This window comes from Pseudomonas sp. JE3303 (genome assembly GCF_056312565.1).
In genome coordinates this window covers 122214-144373 of record NZ_JBWGIF010000004.1, presented here as the reverse complement: position 1 = coordinate 144373, position 22160 = coordinate 122214, and the positions used below count along the sequence as shown (strand labels likewise).

The 22160-nt window shown below is 63.4% G+C and carries 19 protein-coding genes and 2 tRNA genes; 12 read left to right on the top strand and 9 right to left on the bottom strand.

All coding sequences use genetic code 11. The annotated features are described in order from the left end of the window. Positions 1-130: 130 nt before the first annotated feature. On the bottom strand, positions 131-1789 hold the full coding sequence (locus AC0ZZU_RS07680; protein ID WP_476339909.1) for an OFA family MFS transporter: 1659 nt from the start codon (positions 1787-1789) through the stop codon (positions 131-133). 311 nt (positions 1790-2100) lie between these two features. On the opposite strand from AC0ZZU_RS07680, the gene AC0ZZU_RS07675 reads away from it, so the two are divergent. From AC0ZZU_RS07675 to AC0ZZU_RS07655, 5 genes are all read left to right on the top strand, one after another. Continuing rightward, complete coding sequence (locus tag AC0ZZU_RS07675; RefSeq protein WP_476339908.1) at positions 2101-4350, top strand: AsmA family protein; 2250 nt, start codon at positions 2101-2103, stop codon at positions 4348-4350. After that, positions 4347-5414, top strand: coding sequence for an A/G-specific adenine glycosylase (mutY, locus tag AC0ZZU_RS07670; protein WP_476339907.1), 1068 nt, complete (start codon positions 4347-4349; stop codon positions 5412-5414). The genes AC0ZZU_RS07675 and mutY overlap by 4 nt, the downstream gene beginning before the upstream one ends. Then, positions 5411-5683, top strand: a complete 273-nt coding sequence (locus AC0ZZU_RS07665) for an oxidative damage protection protein (RefSeq protein WP_158461202.1) — start codon at positions 5411-5413, stop codon at positions 5681-5683. Before mutY ends, AC0ZZU_RS07665 begins: the two co-directional genes overlap by 4 nt. A 91-nt stretch (positions 5684-5774) precedes the next feature. Beyond that, a tRNA-Phe gene (locus AC0ZZU_RS07660) sits at positions 5775-5850 on the top strand. Between the two features lie 145 nt (positions 5851-5995). Further along, positions 5996-6439, top strand: coding sequence for a hypothetical protein (locus AC0ZZU_RS07655; RefSeq protein WP_476339906.1), 444 nt, complete (start codon positions 5996-5998; stop codon positions 6437-6439). A gap of 67 nt (positions 6440-6506) precedes the next feature. On the opposite strand, the gene gabP is transcribed toward AC0ZZU_RS07655, so the two are convergent. Continuing rightward, positions 6507-7907 (bottom strand): GABA permease, encoded by a 1401-nt coding sequence (gabP, locus tag AC0ZZU_RS07650; RefSeq protein ID WP_476339905.1) that lies wholly within the window; start codon positions 7905-7907, stop codon positions 6507-6509. A gap of 589 nt (positions 7908-8496) precedes the next feature. Here gabP and AC0ZZU_RS07645 point away from each other — a divergent pair. The 7 genes from AC0ZZU_RS07645 to AC0ZZU_RS07615 all read left to right on the top strand — a co-directional run bounded on the left by AC0ZZU_RS07645 (position 8497) and on the right by AC0ZZU_RS07615 (position 13513). After that, positions 8497-9270 carry an ABC transporter ATP-binding protein gene (locus tag AC0ZZU_RS07645; RefSeq protein WP_158461209.1) on the top strand — a complete coding sequence of 258 codons (774 nt, stop codon included), beginning with the start codon at positions 8497-8499 and terminating at the stop codon, positions 9268-9270. 13 nt (positions 9271-9283) lie between these two features. Further along, on the top strand, positions 9284-10039 hold the full coding sequence (locus AC0ZZU_RS07640) for an ABC transporter substrate-binding protein (protein WP_476339904.1): 756 nt from the start codon (positions 9284-9286) through the stop codon (positions 10037-10039). 54 nt (positions 10040-10093) lie between these two features. After that, complete coding sequence (locus AC0ZZU_RS07635; RefSeq protein ID WP_476339903.1) at positions 10094-10789, top strand: ABC transporter permease; 696 nt, start codon at positions 10094-10096, stop codon at positions 10787-10789. After that, positions 10786-11475: an ABC transporter permease gene (locus tag AC0ZZU_RS07630; RefSeq protein WP_158461215.1), complete on the top strand. Its 690-nt coding sequence runs from the start codon at positions 10786-10788 to the stop codon at positions 11473-11475. The genes AC0ZZU_RS07635 and AC0ZZU_RS07630 overlap by 4 nt, the downstream gene beginning before the upstream one ends. Positions 11476-11520: 45 nt before the next feature. After that, positions 11521-12744, top strand: coding sequence for a methyltransferase (locus AC0ZZU_RS07625; protein WP_476339902.1), 1224 nt, complete (start codon positions 11521-11523; stop codon positions 12742-12744). 352 nt (positions 12745-13096) lie between these two features. Next, on the top strand, positions 13097-13339 hold the full coding sequence (locus AC0ZZU_RS07620) for a hypothetical protein (protein ID WP_476339901.1): 243 nt from the start codon (positions 13097-13099) through the stop codon (positions 13337-13339). Positions 13340-13437: 98 nt separating this feature from the next. Further along, positions 13438-13513 (top strand) — tRNA-Thr (locus tag AC0ZZU_RS07615). Between the two features lie 787 nt (positions 13514-14300). Here AC0ZZU_RS07615 and AC0ZZU_RS07610 read toward each other — a convergent pair. From AC0ZZU_RS07610 to AC0ZZU_RS07580, 7 genes are read right to left on the bottom strand one after another with little or no spacing between them, the layout of a single operon-like run. Continuing rightward, positions 14301-15098 carry an HpcH/HpaI aldolase/citrate lyase family protein gene (locus AC0ZZU_RS07610; protein WP_476339900.1) on the bottom strand — a complete coding sequence of 266 codons (798 nt, stop codon included), beginning with the start codon at positions 15096-15098 and terminating at the stop codon, positions 14301-14303. 47 nt (positions 15099-15145) lie between these two features. Further along, positions 15146-16342: an MFS transporter gene (locus AC0ZZU_RS07605; protein WP_476339899.1), complete on the bottom strand. Its 1197-nt coding sequence runs from the start codon at positions 16340-16342 to the stop codon at positions 15146-15148. Further along, the gene (locus tag AC0ZZU_RS07600) at positions 16332-17102 is read right to left on the bottom strand and encodes a GntR family transcriptional regulator (RefSeq protein WP_476339898.1); all 771 of its coding nucleotides are present in this window, start codon (positions 17100-17102) and stop codon (positions 16332-16334) included. Before AC0ZZU_RS07600 ends, AC0ZZU_RS07605 begins: the two co-directional genes overlap by 11 nt. A 1-nt stretch (position 17103) precedes the next feature. Continuing rightward, positions 17104-18288 carry a CaiB/BaiF CoA transferase family protein gene (locus AC0ZZU_RS07595; RefSeq protein WP_476339897.1) on the bottom strand — a complete coding sequence of 395 codons (1185 nt, stop codon included), beginning with the start codon at positions 18286-18288 and terminating at the stop codon, positions 17104-17106. After that, positions 18285-19436, bottom strand: a complete 1152-nt coding sequence (locus AC0ZZU_RS07590; protein WP_476339896.1) for an acyl-CoA dehydrogenase family protein — start codon at positions 19434-19436, stop codon at positions 18285-18287. Before AC0ZZU_RS07590 ends, AC0ZZU_RS07595 begins: the two co-directional genes overlap by 4 nt. Positions 19437-19470: 34 nt before the next feature. Further along, positions 19471-20862: an MmgE/PrpD family protein gene (locus tag AC0ZZU_RS07585; protein WP_476339895.1), complete on the bottom strand. Its 1392-nt coding sequence runs from the start codon at positions 20860-20862 to the stop codon at positions 19471-19473. A 14-nt stretch (positions 20863-20876) separates the two neighbouring features. Next, on the bottom strand, positions 20877-22148 hold the full coding sequence (locus AC0ZZU_RS07580; protein ID WP_476339894.1) for a TRAP transporter large permease: 1272 nt from the start codon (positions 22146-22148) through the stop codon (positions 20877-20879). Positions 22149-22160 lie beyond the last annotated feature (12 nt).

Genomic DNA, 22160 nt, shown 5'->3' with positions numbered 1-22160 from the left:
TCCGCAAAATCATTGGGCGAAAGGGCATCATTATAGGCCCAGAACCGCCCGGCTTGAAACGCGGATGACACATGGCAGCGAAATTGTGTGTGTGACCCCCCATCCCCCGTGGGATGCGGGGCCCTTCAGATCAATGGAACAACACCGCCGTCTTCTGCAGCGTCACCCAGATCCCCCATGCCAGCGGGATGCCCACCGCCAGCCAGGCCGCGACCGCCAGTGGCACGCTGCCCGGCGCCGCTTTCCATTCCAGCGACTGGCTGCCATCGGCACCCTTGTCATGGCTCAGGGCGCGCTCGGCCGCCAGCTCCGCATCGGTCATGAAGTGCTTGTCCGCCACCGGACGCACCAGGGCGTTGCAGATGAAGCCCAGCACCAGCAGGCCGGCCAGGATATACAGCGTGATGTCGTAGGCCGCTGCCCGTTCGACGCCCAGCGCCAGTTGGTACTCGCGCAGATAGGTGATCAGCACCGGGCCGAGCACGCCAGCCGCGGCCCATGCGGTCAACAGGCGGCCATGGATCGCACCGACCATCTGCGTACCGAACAGGTCGGCCAGGTAGGCCGGCACCGTGGCGAAACCACCACCGTACATCGACAGGATGATGCAGAACGCCGCGACGAACAGCGCCACATTGCCCAGATGGCCCATGTTCGGCACCAGCGAATACAGCGCCACGCCCAGGGCGAAGAAGGCGAAGTAGGTGTTCTTGCGTCCGATATAGTCCGAGAACGACGCCCAGAAGAACCGCCCGCCGATATTGAACAGGCTGAGCAACCCGGTGAAGCCGGCGGCAATCGCGGCGATCTGCCCCAACTGCGTGGCGTTCAGTTCGCTGAAGCTGAGCTCGTTGCCCAGCAGCTTGCCGGCGAACACTTCCTGCAGCAGCGGCGAAGCCATGCCGAGGATGCCGATACCCGCCGAGACATTGAGGCACAGCACCAGCCAGATCAGCGCGAACTGCGGGGTTTTCCACGCAACGCTGACATGCACGTGACGGCTGGTGATCATGGTGTTGGCCTTCTTCACCGCAGGCGTCCAGCCCTCGGGCTTCCAGCCGGTAGGCGGCACGCGATAGGCCAGGGCGCCACCGGTCATGAACACGAAGTAGATCAGCGCCATTACCACGAAGCTCTGCCACACGCCGACTTCACCAGCGCTCGAGAAGTGCCCCATCAGCGCAGTGGCCAGCGGTGCGCCCACCATGGCTCCGCCGCCGAAGCCCATAATTGCCATGCCGGTCGCCATGCCGCGCTTGTCCGGGAACCACTTGATCAGCGTCGACACCGGCGAGATGTAGCCCAGCCCCAGGCCGATCCCCCCGATCACCCCCGAGCCCAGCCACATCAGCCACAGCTGATGGGTATACACCCCAAGCGCCGAGATCAGCAGGCCGCCGCACCAGCACAGCGCCGATACCAGGCCCGCCTTGCGGGGACCGGCATGTTCCAGCCATCCGCCAAGTACCGCGGCCGAGCAGCCAAGGAAGACGAAGAACAGCGTGTAGATCCAGCTCAGCATGGAGATCTGCCAGTCGCAGTCCGCGCTGAACAGGCGAGCGATGAAGCCCATGTCAGGCGCGCAGGCCACTGGTGACGTAATGCCGATTGCCTGGGAAAGCGGCAACCAGAACACCGAGAATCCGTAGGCCATGCCGATGCACAGGTGAATGGCCAGGGCTGCCGGCGGTACCAGCCAACGATTGAAGCCCGGCCGGGCGATGATGCGCTCCTTCGACAGGAAGCCAGGCGCTGTCGCGACGGCCCCCGCCGTGATACTGCTGTTCATTCGAATTTATCCTTTGTAGGTGTAGGCGGAGCCCTGGATCTGATACCCGGCTCTTGTGGGCGCACGCAGGCTTGAACCCGGCCGTTCTCGGCAAAATCCGCGACAATAGGCCGCAGTCGCTCCAAAAGCGGCGCAAGATTAGCACTTGCCGAGGCCGATGGAAGCATTTTGATACTGTCGATTTTTTACCCAAGGCTCTGAGCATATTTCCCGCCGCATGTAACCAAAGCGCTCTGCGGGTACTCAGCGGACAACCTCGCGGCGCTATACTCTGCCGCTGAATTTTTGAATCGGACTACAAGGACTCGCCCATGAAAGCGTTCGGCAAAATCCTGGGGCTAGGGCTTCTCGGGTTGTTGCTGATCATCGTGGCTCTGGGCTTCGCCCTGACCCACCTATTCGATCCCAACGACTACAAAGACGAAATCCGCCAGCTGGCGCGCGACAAGGCACACGTCGAGCTGACCCTCAATGGCGATATCGGCTGGAGCCTCTTCCCCTGGCTGGGCCTGGAGCTGCACGAGGCCAGCGTCGCTACCCTGAACAATCCACAGGCTCCCTTCGCCGACCTGCAGATGCTTGGCCTGTCGGTGCGCGTGCTGCCGCTGCTGCGCCGTGAAGTGCAGATGAGCGATGTGCGCGTCGAAGGGCTGAACCTGGTGCTGAACCGCGACGAAAACGGTCATGGCAACTGGGAAGACATCGGCAAGCCGCTGCCGGCCCAGAACCCCGATGGCACGCCGGCCACCCCCGAGGCCGATGTCTCCCAGGGCCAGGCCACGGAAAGCACTGCCAGCGAGCGCTCGGTCAAGCTGGACATCGACAGCCTCACCGTAAACAACGCCCGTGTGCAGTACACCGACGCCAAGACCGGACAGAGCCTGAGCGCCGAGAGCATCCAGCTCAGCACCGGCGCCGTGCACGAAGGCAGCAACATCCCGCTGAAGATGACGGCCTTCTTCACTGTCGGCCAGCCGAGCGTGCGCGCACGCACCGAGCTCAACGGCCAGCTGCGCTTTGACCGCAAGCTCAAGCGCTACAACTTCGAGGACATGCGCCTGACCGGCGAGGCCTCTGGCGAGCCATTGGCAGACAAGACCATGACCTTCGCCGCCCAAGGCCAGCTGCTGGTCGACATGGCGGCGAATGTCGCCGAATGGAACGGACTGAAGGTCTCTGCAAATCAGTTGCGCGCCCTTGGCGAGCTGAGCCTGCGTGACCTGGACAAGGCGCCGCAGCTCAGCGGTGGCCTGTCGATCGCCCAGTTCGACCTGCGCAATTTCCTCGACAGCATTGGCCACCCGCTGCCCGCCACTGCCGACCCTGCCGCGCTAGGCAAGGTCGAGCTGGTCAGCCGCCTGCAAGGCACCCGCAACAGCCTGGCGCTGGAGGACCTGGCAGCGAAGATCGACGACAGCACATTCAGTGGTCGTATCGCCATCGAGGACTTCGCCAAGCAAGCCCTGCGCATTCAGCTCAAGGGCGACACGTTCGACGCCGATCGCTACCTGCTCGCCAAGAGCGAAGAAGCCAAGGGCGCCGCCGCTGCGCGTCAGGCCGAAGTCAAGCAGCAGGAAGCCAGTGCCAGCGCCGCCCCGAGCAACCCTCCGCTGCCGACCGCGCCGACCCAGGTAGCGTGGAGCAGCGACAAGCTGCTGCCGGTCGACCGTCTGCGCCAGCTCGACCTGCAGGCCGATGTGAGCTTTGGCGCGCTGACTCTCACCAAGCTGCCGATCATCGACGCGACTCTGAAGGCCCAGGGCAAGGACGGCCTGATCACCCTTGAAACCCTGCGCGGCGGTCTCTACAACGGCACTTTCGAAGCCCACGGCAACCTCGATGTCCGCCCCGCGGTGCCGCAGCTTGGCGTGACCACGGCGATCAACCGGGTGCCGGTCGAGCACTTCATCAAGAGCGATGACGCCACCCAGGCCCCGCCGGTCAAAGGCCTGCTGACCCTGTCCAGCGCACTGACCGCCACCGGCAACAGCCAGAAAGCCCTGATCGACACGCTCAACGGCACGGCGAGCTTCACCATCAACAATGGCGTGCTGGTCAATGCCAACCTCGAACAGCAGCTGTGCCAGGCCATCGCTACGCTCAACCGCAAGCAACTGAGCGGCGAGCCACGCGGCAAGGACACCCCCTTCGAAGAGCTCAAGGGCAGCCTGGTGATCCGTAATGGCGTAGCCAGCAACCCCGACCTCAAGGCTCGTATTCCGGGCCTGGCGGTCAACGGCAACGGCGATGTCGACCTGCGTGTGCTAGGCATGGACTACCGCGTCGGCGCGGAGGTCGAAGGCGACAAGCGCGATATGCCCGACCCGGCCTGCCAGGTCAACGAGCGCTATGTCGGCGTCGAGCTGCCGCTACGCTGCCGCGGGCCTCTGGAGCTGGGCGCCAAGGCATGCCGTCTTGACCAGGAAGGCCTGGGCAAGGTCGCGGCCAAGCTTGCCGGCAACCGCATCAGTGAGAAACTTGACGAGAAGATCGACGAAAAGCTGGGTGACAAGGTCAGTCCCGAGCTCAAGGACGCGCTCAAGGGGCTGTTCAAGCGATGAGTCCCGAGCAGTTCTCCAGCGCAGTGCTGGACTGGTATGACCGGCACGGCCGCCACGACCTGCCCTGGCAACAGGGCATCACCCCGTATCGGGTGTGGGTCTCTGAAATCATGTTGCAGCAGACCCAGGTCAGTACCGTGCTCAACTACTTCGACCGCTTCATGCAAGCCCTGCCGACCGTGCAGGCGCTGGCCGCAGCGCCCGAGGACGAAGTGCTCCACCTGTGGACGGGCCTGGGTTACTACACCCGTGCCCGCAACCTGCACAAGGCCGCGAAGATCGTCGTCGAGCAGCATGGCGGCGAATTCCCCCGCAGCGTCGAGCAGTTGACCGAGCTTCCCGGCATCGGCCGCTCCACCGCAGGCGCAGTGGCCAGCATCAGCATGGGCATCCGCGCGCCGATCCTCGATGGCAACGTCAAGCGCGTGCTCGCACGCTATACGGCCCAGGAGGGCTACCCTGGCGAGCCCAAGGTGGCCAATGTCCTGTGGGCCAACGCCGAGCGCTACACACCGCACTCGCGCGCCAACCACTATACCCAGGCGATGATGGACCTGGGCGCGACCCTCTGCACCCGCAGCAAGCCGAGCTGCCTGCTCTGCCCGCTGCAAAGCGGTTGTGAAGCGCACATGCTCGGTCTTGAGACCCGCTACCCGGTGCCCAAGCCGCGCAAGGTGTTGCCGCAGAAACGCACGCTGATGCCTTTGCTGGCCAACCACGAAGGCGCCATCCTGCTTTACCGGCGTCCTTCGAGCGGCCTCTGGGGCGGTTTGTGGAGCCTGCCCGAGCTCGACAGCCTGGACCAGCTCGACGACCTCGCCTGCCAGCACGGCGTGCGCCTTGCGGGCAGTCACGCCCTGGATGGCCTTACCCATACCTTCAGCCATTTCCAGCTCGCCATCGAGCCCTGGCTCGTGCGCGTCGACCCCCTCGGCGATCACGTGGCCGAGCCCGACTGGCTCTGGTATAACCTCGCCACCCCGCCGCGCCTGGGCCTCGCCGCCCCGGTCAAGAAGCTCCTCAAACGCGCGGCCGACGAATTGATTGCAGGAGAGTCCCGATGACCCGCACCGTACTGTGCCGCAAATACAACGAACAGCTCCCAGGCCTTGAGCGCCCGCCCTACCCGGGCGCCAAGGGCCAGGACATCTACGAACACATCTCGCAGAAGGCCTGGGCCGACTGGCAGAAGGAGCAGACCATGCTCATCAACGAGAAGCGGCTGAACATGATGAACGCCGAAGACCGTAAATTCCTCCAGGGCGAGATGGACAAGTTCTTCTCGGGCGAAGCGTTCGAGAAGGCCGAAGGCTACGTGCCGCCGAGCGAATGACCCCGTAAAACCGTAAGCGACGGAATTAATTTAAGAAATTTTCAAAAAGTCGTTGACGCAAACCTGAAAAAGCCTTTTAATGCGCCCCGTTGCCCAGATAGCTCAGTCGGTAGAGCAGAGGATTGAAAATCCTCGTGTCGGCGGTTCGACTCCGTCTCTGGGCACCAAAACAAACAAAACCCCTGAATCGAAAGATTCAGGGGTTTTTTGTTTGTGCGCGGGAAATCCCCTAACCGCACATCTCCCTTGGGTTTCCCAGTCAACTGCGTTTCAATACGCAGCTCTTTTCCGCCACCCCCAGGATCACGCCCCATGGCCTCCAACACCAAGCAACAGAAACGCGCCAAGCGCGCCGCCTCCAAGGCCAAGCAGAACCGTATGGTGCGCAGTGGCCAGGCGGTGAAGGCGAGCAGCGGCGAGAGCAGCAGCGTCGAGCAGGTGTTCAACAAGGCGATGGAGTCGGACAGCTACAAGGAGCTGTTCGAGAAGATGAAGCAGGCCCAGGAAGGCGGGCTGGTGCCGATGATCTCGGTGTTCCTGGTCGACCCGCTGCTGACGCTGGTGCTCAAGGGGCACAAGGAAGAACACGCCACCGACTACATCGTGCTGGTATTCAACGCCTACCGCACCTGGCTGGACGGCGCCGACGAAGACACCACCATGGCGTGGCTGGAAAGCGACGAGTTCCAGCAGGCCTATGTCACGGCTTCGGAGAATGTCGCCAAGCTGCAGCAGGCGCAGAAGCAGTTCGGCTGATCGCCACTCAGGCAATGAAAAAGGCCGCGTCCTTTCGGGACGCGGCCTTTTTTCATTTCAGCAGCAGTCAGCTGTCCAGCGCCACCCGCCCGGCAGCCAGCTTCTCGCCCTTTCGCTTGCGCTGCACCAGCAGCCCGGCTGCGACCACACCGATGCTCAGCAGGGCCGTAGCGACGATCTCCGCGCGGTGGTCAGGACGAATCGCCATTACCACCAGCACCGCCACGATAAACGCGATGGTGGCCCAGGTAAGCCCCGGGAACAGCCACATCTTGAAGGCGATCTGCTCTCCACGGTCCATGCGCTGGCGGCGCATGCGCAGTTGCGAAATGGCGATCACCAGATACACCAGCAGCGCGATCGCGCCGGAGCTCGCCAGCAGGAACTCGAACACCTGCGCAGGGGCCATGTAGTTGGCGATCACGGTCAGGAAGGCCGCGGCGGTCGACAGCAGCACCGCGACATGCGGGGTGCCAGCCTTGGTGGTGCGTTGCGCCACGGCAGGCGCGTCACCACGCTTGCTCAGCGAGAACAGCATGCGCGAGGAGGTATACAGCGCCGAGTTGAGGCAGCTGGTCACCGCGATCAGCACGACGATGTCGACGATCAGCTTGGCATTCGGCACGCCGATACGGCTGAGCACGGTCTGGTAGGAACCGCCGGCTGCGAGAGCCGGATCGTTCCACGGCACCAGGGCCACGACCAGGAAGATCGACACCAGGTAGAACAGGCAGATACGCCAGATCACCGAATTGGTGGCCTTGGTGATCTGCTTGGCAGGATCTTTCGACTCGGCTGCGGCAATGGTGACGATCTCTGTACCCATGAACGAGAACATCGTCGTCAGCATGGCCGCCAGCACGGCGCCCAGCCCATTGGGCATGAAGCCCTGGGTGTCGAACAGATGACTCGCCCCGCTGACCTGGCTGTTTGGCACGAAACCGAACATGGCAGCGCAAGCGGCGATGATGAAGGCCACGATGGCCAATACCTTGAGGAGCGCGAACCAGAACTCGAACTCACCGTAGTTCTTGACGCTGCACAGGTTGGTGGCGGTCAGCGCCAGGGTGATGACCAGGGTAAACACCCAGAAGTCCACGGCCGGGAACCAGGCATGCAGGATGGATGCAGCGGCATTCGCCTCGAGCGGGATCACCAGCACCCAGAACCACCAGTACAGCCAGCCGATGGTAAAGCCGGCCCAGTGCCCGATGGCGCGGTCGGCGTAGGTGGAGAAAGAGCCGGTGTCCGGCGAGGCGATGGCCATTTCGGCCAGCATGCGCATCACCAGCACCACCAGGGTCCCGGCAGCGGCGTAGGCAAGGATGACAGCAGGGCCGGCTTCGGCAATGGCATGGCCGGAGCCAACGAAAAGGCCGGCGCCAATCACGCCAGCAATGGACAGCATGGTCACATGCCGTTGCTTGAGCCCCTGAGCGAGGTCATTTGTAGTGTGCGTACCGCTCATATAACTACCTTTACAAGGGGTGGTCAGGTATCAGCTTGGACGAAGCGACAATCTGATTTTTCAGGCTTTGCCAGGTCCGGTCCATACAACTGGCAATAAGCGCGCCATTTGTAAAAACGATTCGTCAGAAAGCGCTGGTTGCCGCGAACGTCAAGGCTTGCCGGGCTTTCGGCCATCGGATGACCAAAAGGCCGCCAAATACGTGGATTACGGAAATACCCACTTACAACTGCACCAATGGTGCCCCTTGGTAACACCTACGCACAAAATAAGCGCAGAAAAAGCGCAACCCTAGGGCGCAACTCTGCAGGTCTGAGCTATACACCCGAGTGGTACTGGCCAAAAACGGCTGGCCAGTCACAGTCAAAGCTGGCACCATCGCGCCTTTTTTCATCAGGGCCACACGGCTCGGCAGCATGCGCTGCGGACATCCGCGCGACAGTCCACTGCAGCGATGCGACAACTGCCCTGCCATCACCCCATTGCCCTTAGTGACCCGGTTGGTTGTCATTGCGCCGCTATGCTAGCTTGGCGCTCGCCAGGAAGGCCGCCAACAGCTGGATCGCACCTGAACACATGAGGACCGCACATGGCCCAGGCCACGCCCGCGCTGGAAATCCGCAACCTGCACAAACGCTACGGCGAGCAGGAGATACTCAAGGGCATTTCGCTGACCGCGCGCGACGGTGACGTGATCTCCATTCTGGGATCATCCGGATCCGGCAAGTCCACCCTGCTGCGTTGCATCAACCTGCTGGAAAACCCCCACCAGGGCCAGATTCTCGTCGCCGGTGAAGAGCTCAAGCTCAAGGCCGCGAAAAACGGCGAGCTGTTCGCCGCCGACAACCGCCAGATCAATCGCCTGCGCAGCGAGATCGGCTTTGTCTTCCAGAACTTCAACCTCTGGCCGCACATGTCGATCCTCGACAACATCATCGAGGCCCCGCGCCGCGTGCTTGGCCAGAGCAAGGCCGAAGCCATCGAGCATGCCGAGGCGCTGCTGGCCAAGGTCGGCATCCACGACAAGCGCCACGTCTATCCTTCGCAGCTCTCCGGCGGCCAGCAACAGCGTGCGGCCATTGCCCGTACCCTGGCCATGAAACCCAAGGTCATCCTGTTCGACGAGCCGACCTCGGCCCTCGACCCGGAGATGGTCCAGGAAGTGCTTAACGTTATTCGCGCGCTCGCCGAAGAAGGGCGCACCATGCTACTGGTAACCCACGAAATGGGCTTCGCCCGTCAGGTGTCCAGCGAAGTCGTCTTCCTGCACCAGGGCCTGGTCGAAGAGCAAGGAACGCCGCAGCAGGTTTTCGAAAACCCGACCTCGGCGCGTTGTAAGCAATTCATGTCCAGCAACCGCTAACGGAGCAACACGCATGCAGAACTACAAGAAATTCCTCCTGGCCGCTGCCGCCACGCTGGTGTTCTCGGCCAACGCCATGGCTGCCGAGAAACTGCGCATGGGTATCGAGGCGGCCTACCCGCCGTTCAACAACAAGGACGCCAGTGGCCAGGTGGTCGGCTTCGACAAGGACATCGGCGACGCCCTGTGTGCCAAGATGAAAGTCGAATGCAGCGTCGTTACCTCCGACTGGGACGGCATCATCCCCGCCCTGAACGCCAAGAAGTTCGACTTCCTGGTGTCGTCGCTGTCGATCACCGACGAGCGCAAGCAGGCAGTGGACTTCACCGACCGCTACTACTCCAACAAGCTGCAGTTCATCGCGCCGAAAAACGTCGACTTCAAGACCGACAAGGATTCGCTCAAGGGCAAGTCCATCGGCACCCAGCGCGCCACCCTGGCCGGCACCTGGCTTGAAGACAACTACGGCAGCGATATCGACATCAAGCTGTACGACACTCAGGAAAACGCCTACCTCGACCTGACCTCGGGCCGCGTCGACGCCATTCTTGCCGACAAGTACGTGAACTACGACTGGCTCAAGACCAAGGAAGGCCAGAACTACGAGTTCAAGGGCGAGCCTGTGGTCGAGAGCGACGAGATCGGCATCGCGGTACGCAAGGGTGACGACGCGCTGCGCAACAAGCTCAACGCTGCCCTGAAAGAAATCATTGCCGACGGTACGTACAAGAAGATCAACGACAAGTACTTCCCGTTCAGCATCTATTGATTCGCCCCGACCTGCACCGCCACGCGCGGTGCAGGTCCCTTGAAACAGCTGCCCATGAATATCGACCTACACGGATTCGGTCCGGCCCTGCTGGCCGGGACCCTGATGACCGTCAAACTGGCGCTCAGCGCCCTGCTGCTGGGGCTTGTCCTCGGGCTGCTCGGTGCGCTGGCCAAGACCTCGCAGGTCAAGCCACTGCAATGGCTTGGCGGCACCTACTCGACCCTGGTGCGCGGCGTGCCCGAGCTGCTCTGGGTCTTGCTCATCTACTTCGGCACCGTCAGCCTGATGAACCGGCTTGGCGAGGCCCTGAACATTCCTGGCCTTGAGCTCAATGCCTTTGCCGCAGGCGTCATCGCCCTGGGCCTGTGCTTTGGCGCCTACGCCACCGAAGTGTTCCGCGGCGCGATCCTGGCCATCCCCAAGGGCCACCGTGAAGCTGGCCTGGCCCTGGGCCTGTCGCGCGGGCGCATCCTCTCGCGGATCATCCTGCCGCAGATGTGGCGCATCGCCCTGCCTGGCCTTGGCAACCTGTTCATGATCCTGATGAAGGACACCGCTCTGGTCTCGGTGATCGGCCTTGAGGAAATCATGCGTCACTCGCAGATCGCCGTGACCGTGAGCAAGGAGCCCTTCACCTTCTATATGGTCGCCGCCTTCATCTACCTGAGCCTGACCGTGGTCGCCATGACCGGCATGCACTTCATGGAAAAACGCGCCGCTCGCGGCTTCGCGAGGGCCAACCAATGAACTGGGAAGTGATCATCAAATGGCTGCCGCGCCTGGCCCAGGGCGCGACCCTGACCCTGGAGCTGGTCGCCATCGCGGTCATCGCCGGATTGATCCTGGCCATCCCGCTGGGCATCGCACGCGCCTCGCGCCACTGGTACGTGCGCGCCCTGCCCTACGGCTACATCTTCTTCTTCCGCGGCACCCCGCTGCTGGTGCAACTGTTCCTGGTGTACTACGGCCTGGCGCAATTCGATGCGGTGCGCAGCAGCTCGCTGTGGCCCTACCTTCGCGACCCGTTCTGGTGCACGGTGCTGACCATGACCCTGCACACCGCCGCCTATATCGCCGAGATCCTGCGTGGCGCGCTGCAGGCGATTCCACGGGGTGAAATCGAAGCGGCGCGGGCACTGGGCATGTCGCAGGCCAAGACGCTGTTCTACATCATGCTGCCGCGCGCCTCGCGCATTGGCCTGCCGGCCTACAGCAACGAAGTGATCCTGATGCTCAAGGCCAGCGCCCTGGCCAGCACCGTGACCCTGCTGGAACTCACCGGCATGGCCCGCACGATCATCGCCCGCACCTACCTGCCGGTGGAGATCTTCTTTGCCGCCGGTGTGTTCTACCTGCTGATCTCCTTCCTTCTCGTCCAAGGCTTCAAGCTGCTCGAGCGCTGGTTGCGCGTCGACGCCTGCCAAGGCCGCTGACCACTGCTACGGGGCTGATCACAGCCCCGTTTTTCATGGACCACCATGACCACGCCTACCTTTCTGCAGGGTGACCAGCTGCTTGCCCGCTTCCAGGCCCTGGATGCCTTCCTGTGCCAGCACCAGGCGCTGTGGCGGCCGCGGCCGTTCACCCACCTGCGGTTGCCGTGGGAGCATGATCATCCCGAACTCGCCGCCTGGCTGCGCGCTCGTACGCTCGAGCAGGCAGAGGCGTATCAGCAGCATCCTGAACGGCTCGCCGCGCCGGCGCCTTTTCCCTCATTGGCAGAACACGCCTCTGGATTGAGCGAGGCAGGCGACCTGCCCGATAACGGCCTGCACCCGGCCGGGCATCGCCTGGACGCCAACGTGCCGGGGCGCAAATGGCAGCAGATAGAAGCCTTCTCCCGTCGCTTGGCCTTTCGCGAGCCTGCACGGCATTGGCTGGACTGGTGTTCGGGCAAAGGCCACCTCGGCCGTCGCCTGCTTCAGCCGGGGCAGCAGCTGACCTGCCTTGAGTACGATGCCGACCTGGTCCAAGCCGGACATGCCCTGAGCGTGCATCACCATTTGCCAGCACAGCATGTGATGCAGGATGTCATGGCCCCGGACAGCGGCCGTCATCTTGATCCCGGCAAGAGCGTGGTCGCCCTGCATGCCTGCGGCGACCTGCACGTGCGCCTGCTGCAACTGGCCAGCGAGCAAGGGTGCAGGCAACTGGCGGTTGCGCCCTGCTGCTACAACCGCATCCAGGCGGCGCATTACCAGCCGTTATCCAAGACCGCGAAGTCATCTGCGCTGGAGCTGTCCGTGACGGACCTCGGCCTGCCCCTGAGCGAAGCCGTTACCGCTGGCGCCCGCGTACGTCGGCAACGTGACCTTTCGATGGCCCGCCGCCTCGGTTTCGATCTGCTGCAGCGTGAACAGCGTGGCGGGGATGACTACCTGCCGACACCCTCGTTGCCGGTAGGCTGGCTTGAAAAGCCCTTTGCGGAGTATTGCCGCGACCTTGCCGAGCTCAAGCAACTGGTGGTGCATGGCGAGCCAGATTGGCCTGCACTGGAAGCGGCGGGCTGGGAACGGTTGGCGGTAGTGCGCAATCTCGAACTGGTGCGCAACCTGTTCAGGCGGCCCCTGGAGATGTGGCTGGTGCTGGATCGGGCGCTGTTTCTGCAAGAACAGGGATACGAAGTCCGGCTGGGAGTGTTCTGCGAGCAACCGCTGACACCGCGGAATCTGATGCTGCTGGCGGAGCGCGCTGGCGGTTGACAGCCTGTGGATAAGTCTGTGCACAAGCTTTTGATGAATATCGTCAAAACGTGCCGAATCGCGCGTTTTGCCAAGGGTTTTCGATTTGCCATCACACTGCAAATCCAACAGAAACAGGGCTTTGCGCAAAGACCAGTGGCCACCCCGGTCCGAGCGGCTTTTTGCAAAAGTTGGCACGCGGCTTGTGCATAAGCATATTGGCTGATCGATCTAAACGATCCAAACAGAGACCGATCGCTACGCTTGCCGGGCGCTCCGCGTCACATTTGGCTATCAGACCAAATCCCGGCCTGAGCGGGTGTTCGCTTACAGTTGCCGGCGAATCGTTACTCGCATACAGATGAGCCCTACTATGGCCAAAGCCGCCACCCTTACCTTGCTCACCGCCGCCCTGGTGCTGGCCGGTTGCAGCTCGCCACCTGCAGATCGCACCGCGTCCGACTGGGACGTGCACGGCCTGCAGCTCGAAGGCGAACGCGGCCTGCCACTGCCGTATGAAACCCGCAACCGGACCCGCAGCAGCGACAACCCCAAGCTGTTCTTCAACCCCGGCAGACCCGAGCCAGGCGTGAACAACATCCACCACGGCAGGTAGGAAAAATCTCCTTCCAGGGCGGTCACTTACGTTTTCGCAAGAGAATTGCGCGGAAGTAGTTTACAGCCGCAAAACGATCGCTATAATGACGCCCCTGTGCCGGTATAGCTCAGATGGTAGAGCAACTGACTTGTAATCAGTAGGTCCCGGGTTCGATTCCTGGTGCCGGCACCATACGCAGTACCGAAGAAGGCTCACCGAAAGGTGGGCCTTTTTTGTTTCTGGGGTTTCGGTCTCTGCGCTTTACCGCCAGCCGCCAGCGACCTATCCACAAGTACAACGCCTCTTTCGATTGATAGTCGCTACGGAAGACTCTGCCAGGTACCGCAATCCCCTCTACCCGGCGCAGCCGGGCACCGTAGGAGCGTGCCTCGTGCCGGGACGCCGGACCACGCGAAAGGGCCGCAAAGCGGCCCCAAAATGGCCGTGGCGTTGCAGAATCCTCAGCCCCGCGCAATATACCTAACACCAGGCACTGCCCGATTCGCTCTGCAGCCTTTTCCCCACGCAATCGGCAATACCGGCTGACATCGAGTCGGTGGACTGCGTGGATGCAATGTGGTGAGCCTGAATGATGATCGTGGCGCATTGCTAGGGCCTGGGGTGTGTCAGGTATCGTTGCAGCGGTCTTGCGATTCTGGGGCCGCTCCGCTGCCCTTTCGCGACACAAGGCCGCTCCTACAGCGCCTCGCTTCGCGGGCATGGGGGGCATATCGAAAATGCGCAACAACGGCAAATCGGTATGATCAGAAAGCAAAAAGCCCCAACACTTGCGCGCCAGGGCTCTCAGTAAATTTTTCGATATCGGCCTGTTCTTTCAGCTTTCGCCTTATCCTGCACACTGGCTAGGAGAGCTTTCGCTCCGAAATCGATACCCCCTTAACTGAGGGTTCCGGTCTGAATCGTCTCGCACATTGTCCAGATGCCTGAATCAGTGTCAACTCGGCGCCCGATGCGGGCCTTACACATTCTCCAATATCCGCCTAGCCCGCAAGATCACCGGCAAATCGATCAACTTCCCATTCAAACTGATCGCCCCTACCCCTTCATGCGCGGCCACCGTATCCAGCACGGCATGTGCCCAGAGCACTTCGTGCTCTCCAGGGCGGAAGCCTTCGTTGATCACCGAGACCTGCTTGGGATGCACGCACAGCTTCCCGGCAAACCCTTGCTGACGCGCGCGATGCACGTCGCTGGCCAGCAGTTCGAGGTTGGACAGGTCGATGGTCACGCCATCCACGGGGGCGCCGATACGGGCGAGCGCGGAGACAATGACAAGGCGTGAGCGGGCGTATAGCAGCTCTTCGCCGTCACCGAGGATACCGGTATCTACCTGGAAATCCACGGAGCCGAAGGCGAGGCACTGGACCTGGGGCGCGCTGGCGATGGCTTCTGCGTTCCACAGCCCGCGCGCGCTTTCGACGATGGGCAGGATGCGCAGGTGGGCGGGCAGGCGGTCCGCGAGCGCTGCAATCTGCTCGGCGCTTTCGGCCTTGGGCAGCGATACGCCGAGCAATCCGGGGGCATCGAGCAGGCGGCAGTCTTGGGCATGCCATTCGGTGTCGCTGCCGTTGATGCGCACCCAGCCCTTGCCTCCCGCGGCGAGCCAGGCATGGATGGCGTCGCGGGCTTGATGCTTGCGGTCTGGGGTCACGGCGTCTTCGAGGTCGAGGATGACAACGTCGGCGCCAGCGGCGCAGGCTTTGTCGAAGCGTTCCGGACGGTCTCCGGGGACGAACAGGTACGAACGGGCAGCCATGGCAGGTCTCCAGTCAATCGGAAGAAAAGAGGTTGAAGCGGGCAGTTTCAGCCCGGGTCGACACGCATGGTGGCGAAGCGGCCCAAGGCCAGAGCGACGACGAGCATCAGGGCGCCGAACAGCGCATAGCCGCTGGCGAGGGAATCACCGGAATGACTTATCGCAGCAAACAAGGGCGGGCCGGCGACGACGCCGAAGTAGGTGAAAAACAACGAGCCTCCGGTGTATTGCCCGGCACTGCCGGGTGGTGCCAGGCGGGCGACTTCCGCCAGGTAGACACCGTTCCAGCCAATGGCCGTGGCACCGAACAGCATGCTCACCGCTGCCACCAGCGGCAGCGGCCAGCCTTGGCTGAACGCGGCGGTCATCAGCGAGGCGGCGGCCATGATGAGTGCCAGTAGTGGCAGCAACCGGCGGGGCTCGAGCCAGCGGTCGGCTATCCAGCCCCACAGCAGGCGCCCCGCCACGCCAGCGCCTTGGGTCAATGCCAGGATCACCCCAGCGCTCACCAGCGCCAGGCCATAGTCGTGGGTCAGGTAGCTGACCAGGTACGTGGTCAAACAGAGCTGCATGGCGCCGAAGAACAGCGAGCACAACGCCAGGTTACGCATGCGCGGCTTGGCGAAGATCATGAACAGCGGCTTGAGCATGTCGTGCCGCGAACCGCTGAGCTCCGGATTGCGGTCGTCGTCGAGCGATGGACGCACCCGCTGGGCAACAACGGCCATCACTACGCACACGGCGGCCACCATCAACAGCGCACTACGCCAGCCGGTCGCGCCGACCAGGCTGGGCACCAGCATGCCGGCAAGCACACCGCCAATCGGCACGCCGGTCTGCTTGAGGGAAAACATGAAGCCCATCAGGTGCGCGGGCGTGGTGCGCGCCAGGATGTGCGAACTGGCGGGGGTCACGGGCCCATACCCGGCGCCAAGTGCCAAGGCACTCAACACCAGGCACCACAAGTACCCGCCAGCCGCGAGCGCAAGGCCCGCCGCGCACAGCAGCAGGCACACCTGGCTGACGCGGATCGCACCGAAGCGCAGTATCCACTTGCCGCTGAGCAAGCTGGAGGTCATGGCCCCCAGGTAGATCAGCGCCACGAAAAGCCCAATCTGGGCGACGCTGCCGCCAAGCTCGCGCAGGGCGACCGGTGCCAGCACCGGTACGGTGAACGTGGCCATCGACACCAACGCCTGGATAGACAGGGTAACCGTCAGGGGCCCGTAGCCGTTATTCGCCATTGGTGCCCTGCCAGGTGAGGCGCTGGGTGATCGAATAGCTGAAACGCTCGCCGGGATGGACGTTCACCGCCACCTCCAGCAGTTCATCATTGCTGCCCACGTACTTGCGCACGATGTGCAGCCCCGGCGACCCGACCTCCACCTGCAAGGCGCTGGCCTGGTCGGCATCGAGGTTGACCGCGCTGATGTTCTGGCGTACCTCGGCCACCTGAACGCCGAAGCGCTTCTGCAGGAGTTCGTAGATGGGCGTGTGGCCATCGCCAAAGGCCTCCAGCGCAGCGCCGTAGGCGCGAGGCACATAGACCAAAGTACGAGCCAGCGGCGCGCTGTCGCCTTCGCGATGACGCAATCCCCGCGCCATGACCCAGGCCTGGCCGGGCTTGCACTCAAGCAGCTCGGCCAGCTCCTCGTCGGCGCTCACCTCCTCCGGCGCCTCAAGCTCCATGCGCACATCGCGCACGTATTGATGCAGGTCGGAGATGCCTTCACTGGCCTGCACATACCGCGAGGCCGCCTGAGTCGCCTTGACCCGGGTGCCAACCCCTTGCTGCTTGCTGATCAGCCCGAGCTCGTTCAGCCGGCGGATCGCCTCGCGCACGGTATGCCGGCTGACATTGAACTGCTTGCACAGCTCGTGCTCGGTCGGCAGGAGGCTGTTGAGCGGATAACGTCCCGTCGTGATCGCGTCCACCAGCGCTTGCGCCAGTATCAGGTAGCGGGGCTGTCCAGCGGACAACAGTGAAGGCAGTTCGTGGATCATGTCATCTGACTCCTGCAGATTTCTTGTTTTCGGCTTCCATGCCTTGCAGCGCGCCCAGTATCGACTGGTTGTGCGCGCCGAGCCGTGGTGCTGGCTGGTTGGGCAATGTCTCGCCCGGGCACCGTATCGGACAGGCGAGTGTCTTGATCGTACCGCGCACAGGGTGCTCCACGTCGAAAATCACGCCTTGCTCGTGGGCAAAGGGATTCTCCAGGGCCTGGCCGACATCATTGACCGGGGCCGCTGGCACCTGCCCGCCAAAGTGCTTGAGCCAATGGGCCGTGGGTTGCTGCATCAGCACCGCATCGAGGTCGTCGGTGAGCTCGTCACGGTGGGCGAGGCGCGCCTTGAAATCACAATAGCGCGGGTCGCTGATCCACTCCGGCTTGTCGATCAGGTTGGCCAGCACCGCCCAGAACTTTTCCTTGTTGCACATGATGAACATCCAGCCGTCCTGGGTCCGGTACAGCTGGCTCGGGGTGAGCGAAGGATGCGCGGAGCGTGGCGTGCGCTCGGTCTTCACGCCGTCGTTAAGGTACCAGGTACCCAGGTAGTTGATGTTGTGCATGGCCACATCGAACAAGCTCACGTCCACGTCCCGGCCAACGCCGGTGGCACGCGCGCCCACCAGCGCCGAGACCAGCGCCAGCGCGGCGGTGGTGCCGGTCATCATGTCGATGATCGACAGGCCGAACCGGGCCGGTGGCCCGCCCGGCTCGCCGGTCAGCGAGCAATAGCCGGCCTCGGCCTGCATCAGGTAGTCATAACCGGGCCAGGCCTTGCGCGCGCCTTCGCGCCCATAGGCCGAGAGGTGGCAGCAGACCAGCGCGGGGTTGTGCTCCTTGAGCTGGGCGTAGGTCAGGCCGAGCTTTTCGGGCAGGTCGCCGCGCAGGTTGTCATAGAGGGCATCCGCACCCTTGATCAGTTCGATCAGCAGTGCCTTATCCTTCGGGTCCTTCAGGTTGAGCGTGACGCTTTTCTTGTTGCGATTGAAGGACTGGTAGAAGTGGCTGTCGCCTTCCTCGAAATAATAGGGACCGACATGCCGGCCGATTTCACCGCCGTCGGCGGGGTTCTCGATCTTGATCACCTCGGCACCCAGGTCGGCAAGGTGCTGGGTACCGAACGGGCCGGCACCGTACTGCTCGACGGCGATGATGCGCACACCTGCTAGGGGCAAGGTCATACCGGATTCCTCTGCACAAGTTGCTTGGCGATGATGATGCGCTGCATTTCGTTGGTGCCCTCGCCGATGGTCAGCAGCGGCGCGTCGCGGTACAGGCGCTCGACGTTGTATTCCTTCGAGTAGCCGTAGCCGCCGTGGATACGCATGCAGTCGGTGGCATTCTCCAGAGCCGCCTCGGTCGCGAAATACTTGGCCATGCCGGCCTCCATGTCGCAGCGGTCGCCCTTGTCGTACGCCTTGGCAGCGGACTCGGTGAGCAGCCGCGCCGCCTCGACGCGCGTGGCCATTTCGCCAAGCTTGAGCTGGATCGCCTGGTGCTCGCAGATCGGCTTGCCAAAGGTCTTGCGGATCTGCGAGTACGCGGTGGCTTCGTCCAGCGCTGCGCGCGCCACGCCGACGCCACGGGCAGCGACGTTGATGCGGCCCAGTTCCAGCCCGGACAGCACCTGCTTGAGGCCAACGCCCTCGACGCCACCAATCAGGCAATCCACCGGCACCTTGTAGTCCTCGAACACCAGCTCACAGGTGTCGATGCCGCGGTAGCCCAGCTTCTCCAGCTTGCGTGCCACCTTGAAGCCGGGCCCCTTCTCGGCGATCAGCCAGCTCATGCCCTTGTGCCGGGGTTCGGCGGTCGGGTCGGTCTTGACCAGTAACGCGACGACGCCCCCGTGCAAGCTGTTGGTGATCCAGGTCTTGGCGCCGTTGACTACGTAGTGATCGCCCTCGCGGCGCGCCACCGTGCGAATGGCCTGCAGGTCGGTGCCAGCATCCGGCTCGGTGAAGCCGACCGCGCCGCGCAGCTCGCCGCTGGCCATGCGCGGCAGGAAGCGTTCCTTTTGCGCAGCTGTGCCATGGCGCTGGATGGCCGACGCCATGATCAGGTGCGAGTTGATGATCCCGGACAGCGACATCCAGGTGCTGGAGATGCGTTCGACGATCTTCGCGTAGGTGGCCGTGGACAGTCCAAGCCCACCGTATTCGGGATCGATGATGCAGCCGAACAGGCCCATGACTTTCATCTTCTCGACCATCTCTTCGGGGTAGATGTCGTTTTTCTCGAGCTCGTGCACGAAGGGCTTGGCTTCGGTTTCGAGGAAGCGATCCAGCGCATCGAGGATCATGCTTTCCTGCTCGTCGTATTCACTCATCGCGGTGTCTCCGAAATTATTCTTGTAGGGGATGTCAGGCGGCTGCGGCCAGTACGCGGGAAAGCTGCCGGGCAGAGCCGGCGTCGAGGTCGAGCACGGCATCGAGAATGGCCTGGGCTCGTTGCGGCGCCACGGCGGTATGGGCGTTATCGCGGTACTTGGCGATGATGTCGTCGCTGGACAGCGGGCGGTCGGCGGCGCCGCGGTTGACCGCTTCGCGGTGGCGCAGCTCGCGGCCATCGCGCAGGGTGACGATCACTTCGCCTGAGTAGTGACGAGGGAAGCCCGAGTGCGGATCGACCTCGTAGTGGATCTTTTCCATCAGCGCCAAGGCAGCGGGATCGCCGAAGGCCTGGGGCTCGAGGTCCGCCAGGCCAAAGCGTCCGCGCAGCAGGCCGCTCGCGATGGCATAGGGAACACTGAACTGCGCCTCGTAGCTGCTGCCAGGCTTGCGCTTGCTGGCCACGGGCTCGCACACGATGCCGACGGTTTCCTGGGGCACCAGCGCGGTCACCCGGACAATGTCCTCCACACGCAGGCCCTGCCCGTGAAGGATCACTGCCGAGTCAGCCACCGCGTGGGTGAAGTGGCATGCCGGCACGGGCTTGACCGCTACCTCGCCGACTTCCCAGGCGGCGCCCAGGTCTTCGGTCGCCAAGGCGTAGTCGCATTCTTCTTCGCGCCCGCCCAGGTGGCTTTTGAATAGACCAAAGCGCCCTTCATATACCGCCTTGGGACCAGTGAAGCCATGGCGTGCCAGGGTCGCCGCCGTGAGCCCGGCGACGCCCGCCCAGCCTGGGTGCATGCGCTTGGTCCAGGCGCCATCCTCGAGAAACTCCAGGCTGCCCGAAGCGGTGCTCAGGGCAATGCCCTGGGTCATGGCCAGCTGCTCGGCGGTCTGGCCCTGCAGCTTGCCTGCGATCATCGCGCAGCCGAAGGCACCGACCAATCCCGTGGGGTGGAAGCCGACCTGGTGGAAGCCGCCCTTGGCCACGGCGGCGAGGCGGGTCGACACCTCCATGCCGAGGATGTAGGCAGTGAGCAGGTCGCGGCCACTGGCGTCGTATTGCGCGGCAATGCCCAGTGCGGCGGGCAGGCAGCTGGCGGTGGCGTGGATCACCCCGCGTCCGTGGGTGTCGTCGTAGTCCAGCCCGTGCACCAGCACGGCGTTGAGCAGCATGGCGTCGCGCAACGAGAGCTTGGCACCCAGGCCGATCACGTCGCTGTCACCACTGCCCAGCTCCCGTGCAGCGCTGAGCGTGCGTTGGGCGAACTCGTAGCGGGTCGAGGCCAGGGCAATGCCCACGGCATCCAGGATCAGGTACTTGGCACGCTCGCGAGCCGCCTCGGGCACGGCGTCGTAGTGCAGGCCTTCGGCAAAGCTGGCCAGGGTCGCGGCGATGGGGGTAGCAGTAGAGGTATTCATTGTTGTTGTCCTCGTCAGTTGACCAGCACCAGGGAAATGGCCGGGATGAACGTGATCAGTGCCAGGCCGAGCAGGCGCACGCCGTAGAAGGGAGCTACGCCGCGCGCCACCTCATGTACCGGCTGCTTGGATATCCCGGCCATGACGAACAGGTTGAGACCGATGGGCGGGGTCAGGGTGGCGATCTCGACGTTGGCCACCATGATCACGGCGAAGTGGATCGGGTTGATGCCCAGGTGCGTGGCGATGGGGAACAGCAGTGGCGCGGTCAGCACGATCAGCGCAATGCCGTCGAGAAACATGCCCAGGCTCAGCAGGATCAGGTTGGCCATGATCAGGAACTGCCAGGGGCTAAGGTCCATCGCGCTGACCATCGATACCAGGCTCGCCGAAACACCCATGCGTGCCAGGGCGAAACCGATCAGGCTGCCACCCATCACCACCGCGAAGATCATGGTGGTCTGCAGCAGCGAGTCCCGGGCGGTGTCCCAGATGCCGCCAAGGGTCACGCTGCGGTACACCACCAGGCAGAGGAAGGCGGCGTAGGCGGCGGCGAAGGCCGATACCTCGGTCGGCGTCAGGTAGCCGGTATAGATGCTGCCAAGGATCAGCACTGGCATCAGCAGCGCCGCGCCGGCACTGGGCAGCTTGCGGCTGAAGGCACCCCAGTCGGCACGCTGCGCCTGGGCGCCATAGCCGTTCTTGCGGGCGAAGTAGGTGACCGCGATCATCAGCAGGCACGCTTCCATCAACCCTGGTACCACGCCTGCGAGAAACAGCTTGTCCACCGGCAGCCCGACGATCGAACCGATCAGGATGAAGCCAAGCGACGGCGGGATCATCAGGCCCAGTGTGCCGCCCACCGCGACGATGGCGGCGGAGAAGCGCGGCGGGTAGTTTTCCTTGGTGAGGCCGCCGACGGTGGACGAGCCGATCGCCGCCGCCGAACCCACGCTCGAGCCCGATACCGCGGCGAAGAACACGCTGGCGATCATCGCGGTGAGGGCGAGCCCACCGCGCACCGCACGCACCACGCTGCCGACCAGCTGGATCAGCAGTTCGGCAATGTTGCCGCGCATCATCAGGTTTCCGGCCAGGACAAACATGGGGATCGCCATCAACGGATAGCTGTTGATGGACTTGAACGCGGTCTGGGCGATGACGGTGGTCGGCACGCCCGCCACGAACAGGATCAGCCCGGTGGTGACAAGGCCCAGCGCCACGGCGACATGGGTGCCGATGGCCAGGAACATGAGCATCGTCAGCAAAGCGAGAACTAGCAGCATGGCGATGCTCTC

Coding starts and splice junctions, on each gene's coding strand:
- AC0ZZU_RS07680 (WP_476339909.1), bottom strand. CDS start 1,789: ATGAACAGCAGTATCACGGCGGGGGCCGTCGCGACAGCGCCTGGCTTC.
- AC0ZZU_RS07675 (WP_476339908.1), top strand. CDS start 2,101: ATGAAAGCGTTCGGCAAAATCCTGGGGCTAGGGCTTCTCGGGTTGTTG.
- mutY (WP_476339907.1), top strand. CDS start 4,347: ATGAGTCCCGAGCAGTTCTCCAGCGCAGTGCTGGACTGGTATGACCGG.
- AC0ZZU_RS07665 (WP_158461202.1), top strand. CDS start 5,411: ATGACCCGCACCGTACTGTGCCGCAAATACAACGAACAGCTCCCAGGC.
- AC0ZZU_RS07655 (WP_476339906.1), top strand. CDS start 5,996: ATGGCCTCCAACACCAAGCAACAGAAACGCGCCAAGCGCGCCGCCTCC.
- gabP (WP_476339905.1), bottom strand. CDS start 7,907: ATGAGCGGTACGCACACTACAAATGACCTCGCTCAGGGGCTCAAGCAA.
- AC0ZZU_RS07645 (WP_158461209.1), top strand. CDS start 8,497: ATGGCCCAGGCCACGCCCGCGCTGGAAATCCGCAACCTGCACAAACGC.
- AC0ZZU_RS07640 (WP_476339904.1), top strand. CDS start 9,284: ATGCAGAACTACAAGAAATTCCTCCTGGCCGCTGCCGCCACGCTGGTG.
- AC0ZZU_RS07635 (WP_476339903.1), top strand. CDS start 10,094: ATGAATATCGACCTACACGGATTCGGTCCGGCCCTGCTGGCCGGGACC.
- AC0ZZU_RS07630 (WP_158461215.1), top strand. CDS start 10,786: ATGAACTGGGAAGTGATCATCAAATGGCTGCCGCGCCTGGCCCAGGGC.
- AC0ZZU_RS07625 (WP_476339902.1), top strand. CDS start 11,521: ATGACCACGCCTACCTTTCTGCAGGGTGACCAGCTGCTTGCCCGCTTC.
- AC0ZZU_RS07620 (WP_476339901.1), top strand. CDS start 13,097: ATGGCCAAAGCCGCCACCCTTACCTTGCTCACCGCCGCCCTGGTGCTG.
- AC0ZZU_RS07610 (WP_476339900.1), bottom strand. CDS start 15,098: ATGGCTGCCCGTTCGTACCTGTTCGTCCCCGGAGACCGTCCGGAACGC.
- AC0ZZU_RS07605 (WP_476339899.1), bottom strand. CDS start 16,342: ATGGCGAATAACGGCTACGGGCCCCTGACGGTTACCCTGTCTATCCAG.
- AC0ZZU_RS07600 (WP_476339898.1), bottom strand. CDS start 17,102: ATGATCCACGAACTGCCTTCACTGTTGTCCGCTGGACAGCCCCGCTAC.
- AC0ZZU_RS07595 (WP_476339897.1), bottom strand. CDS start 18,288: ATGACCTTGCCCCTAGCAGGTGTGCGCATCATCGCCGTCGAGCAGTAC.
- AC0ZZU_RS07590 (WP_476339896.1), bottom strand. CDS start 19,436: ATGAGTGAATACGACGAGCAGGAAAGCATGATCCTCGATGCGCTGGAT.
- AC0ZZU_RS07585 (WP_476339895.1), bottom strand. CDS start 20,862: ATGAATACCTCTACTGCTACCCCCATCGCCGCGACCCTGGCCAGCTTT.
- AC0ZZU_RS07580 (WP_476339894.1), bottom strand. CDS start 22,148: ATGCTGCTAGTTCTCGCTTTGCTGACGATGCTCATGTTCCTGGCCATC.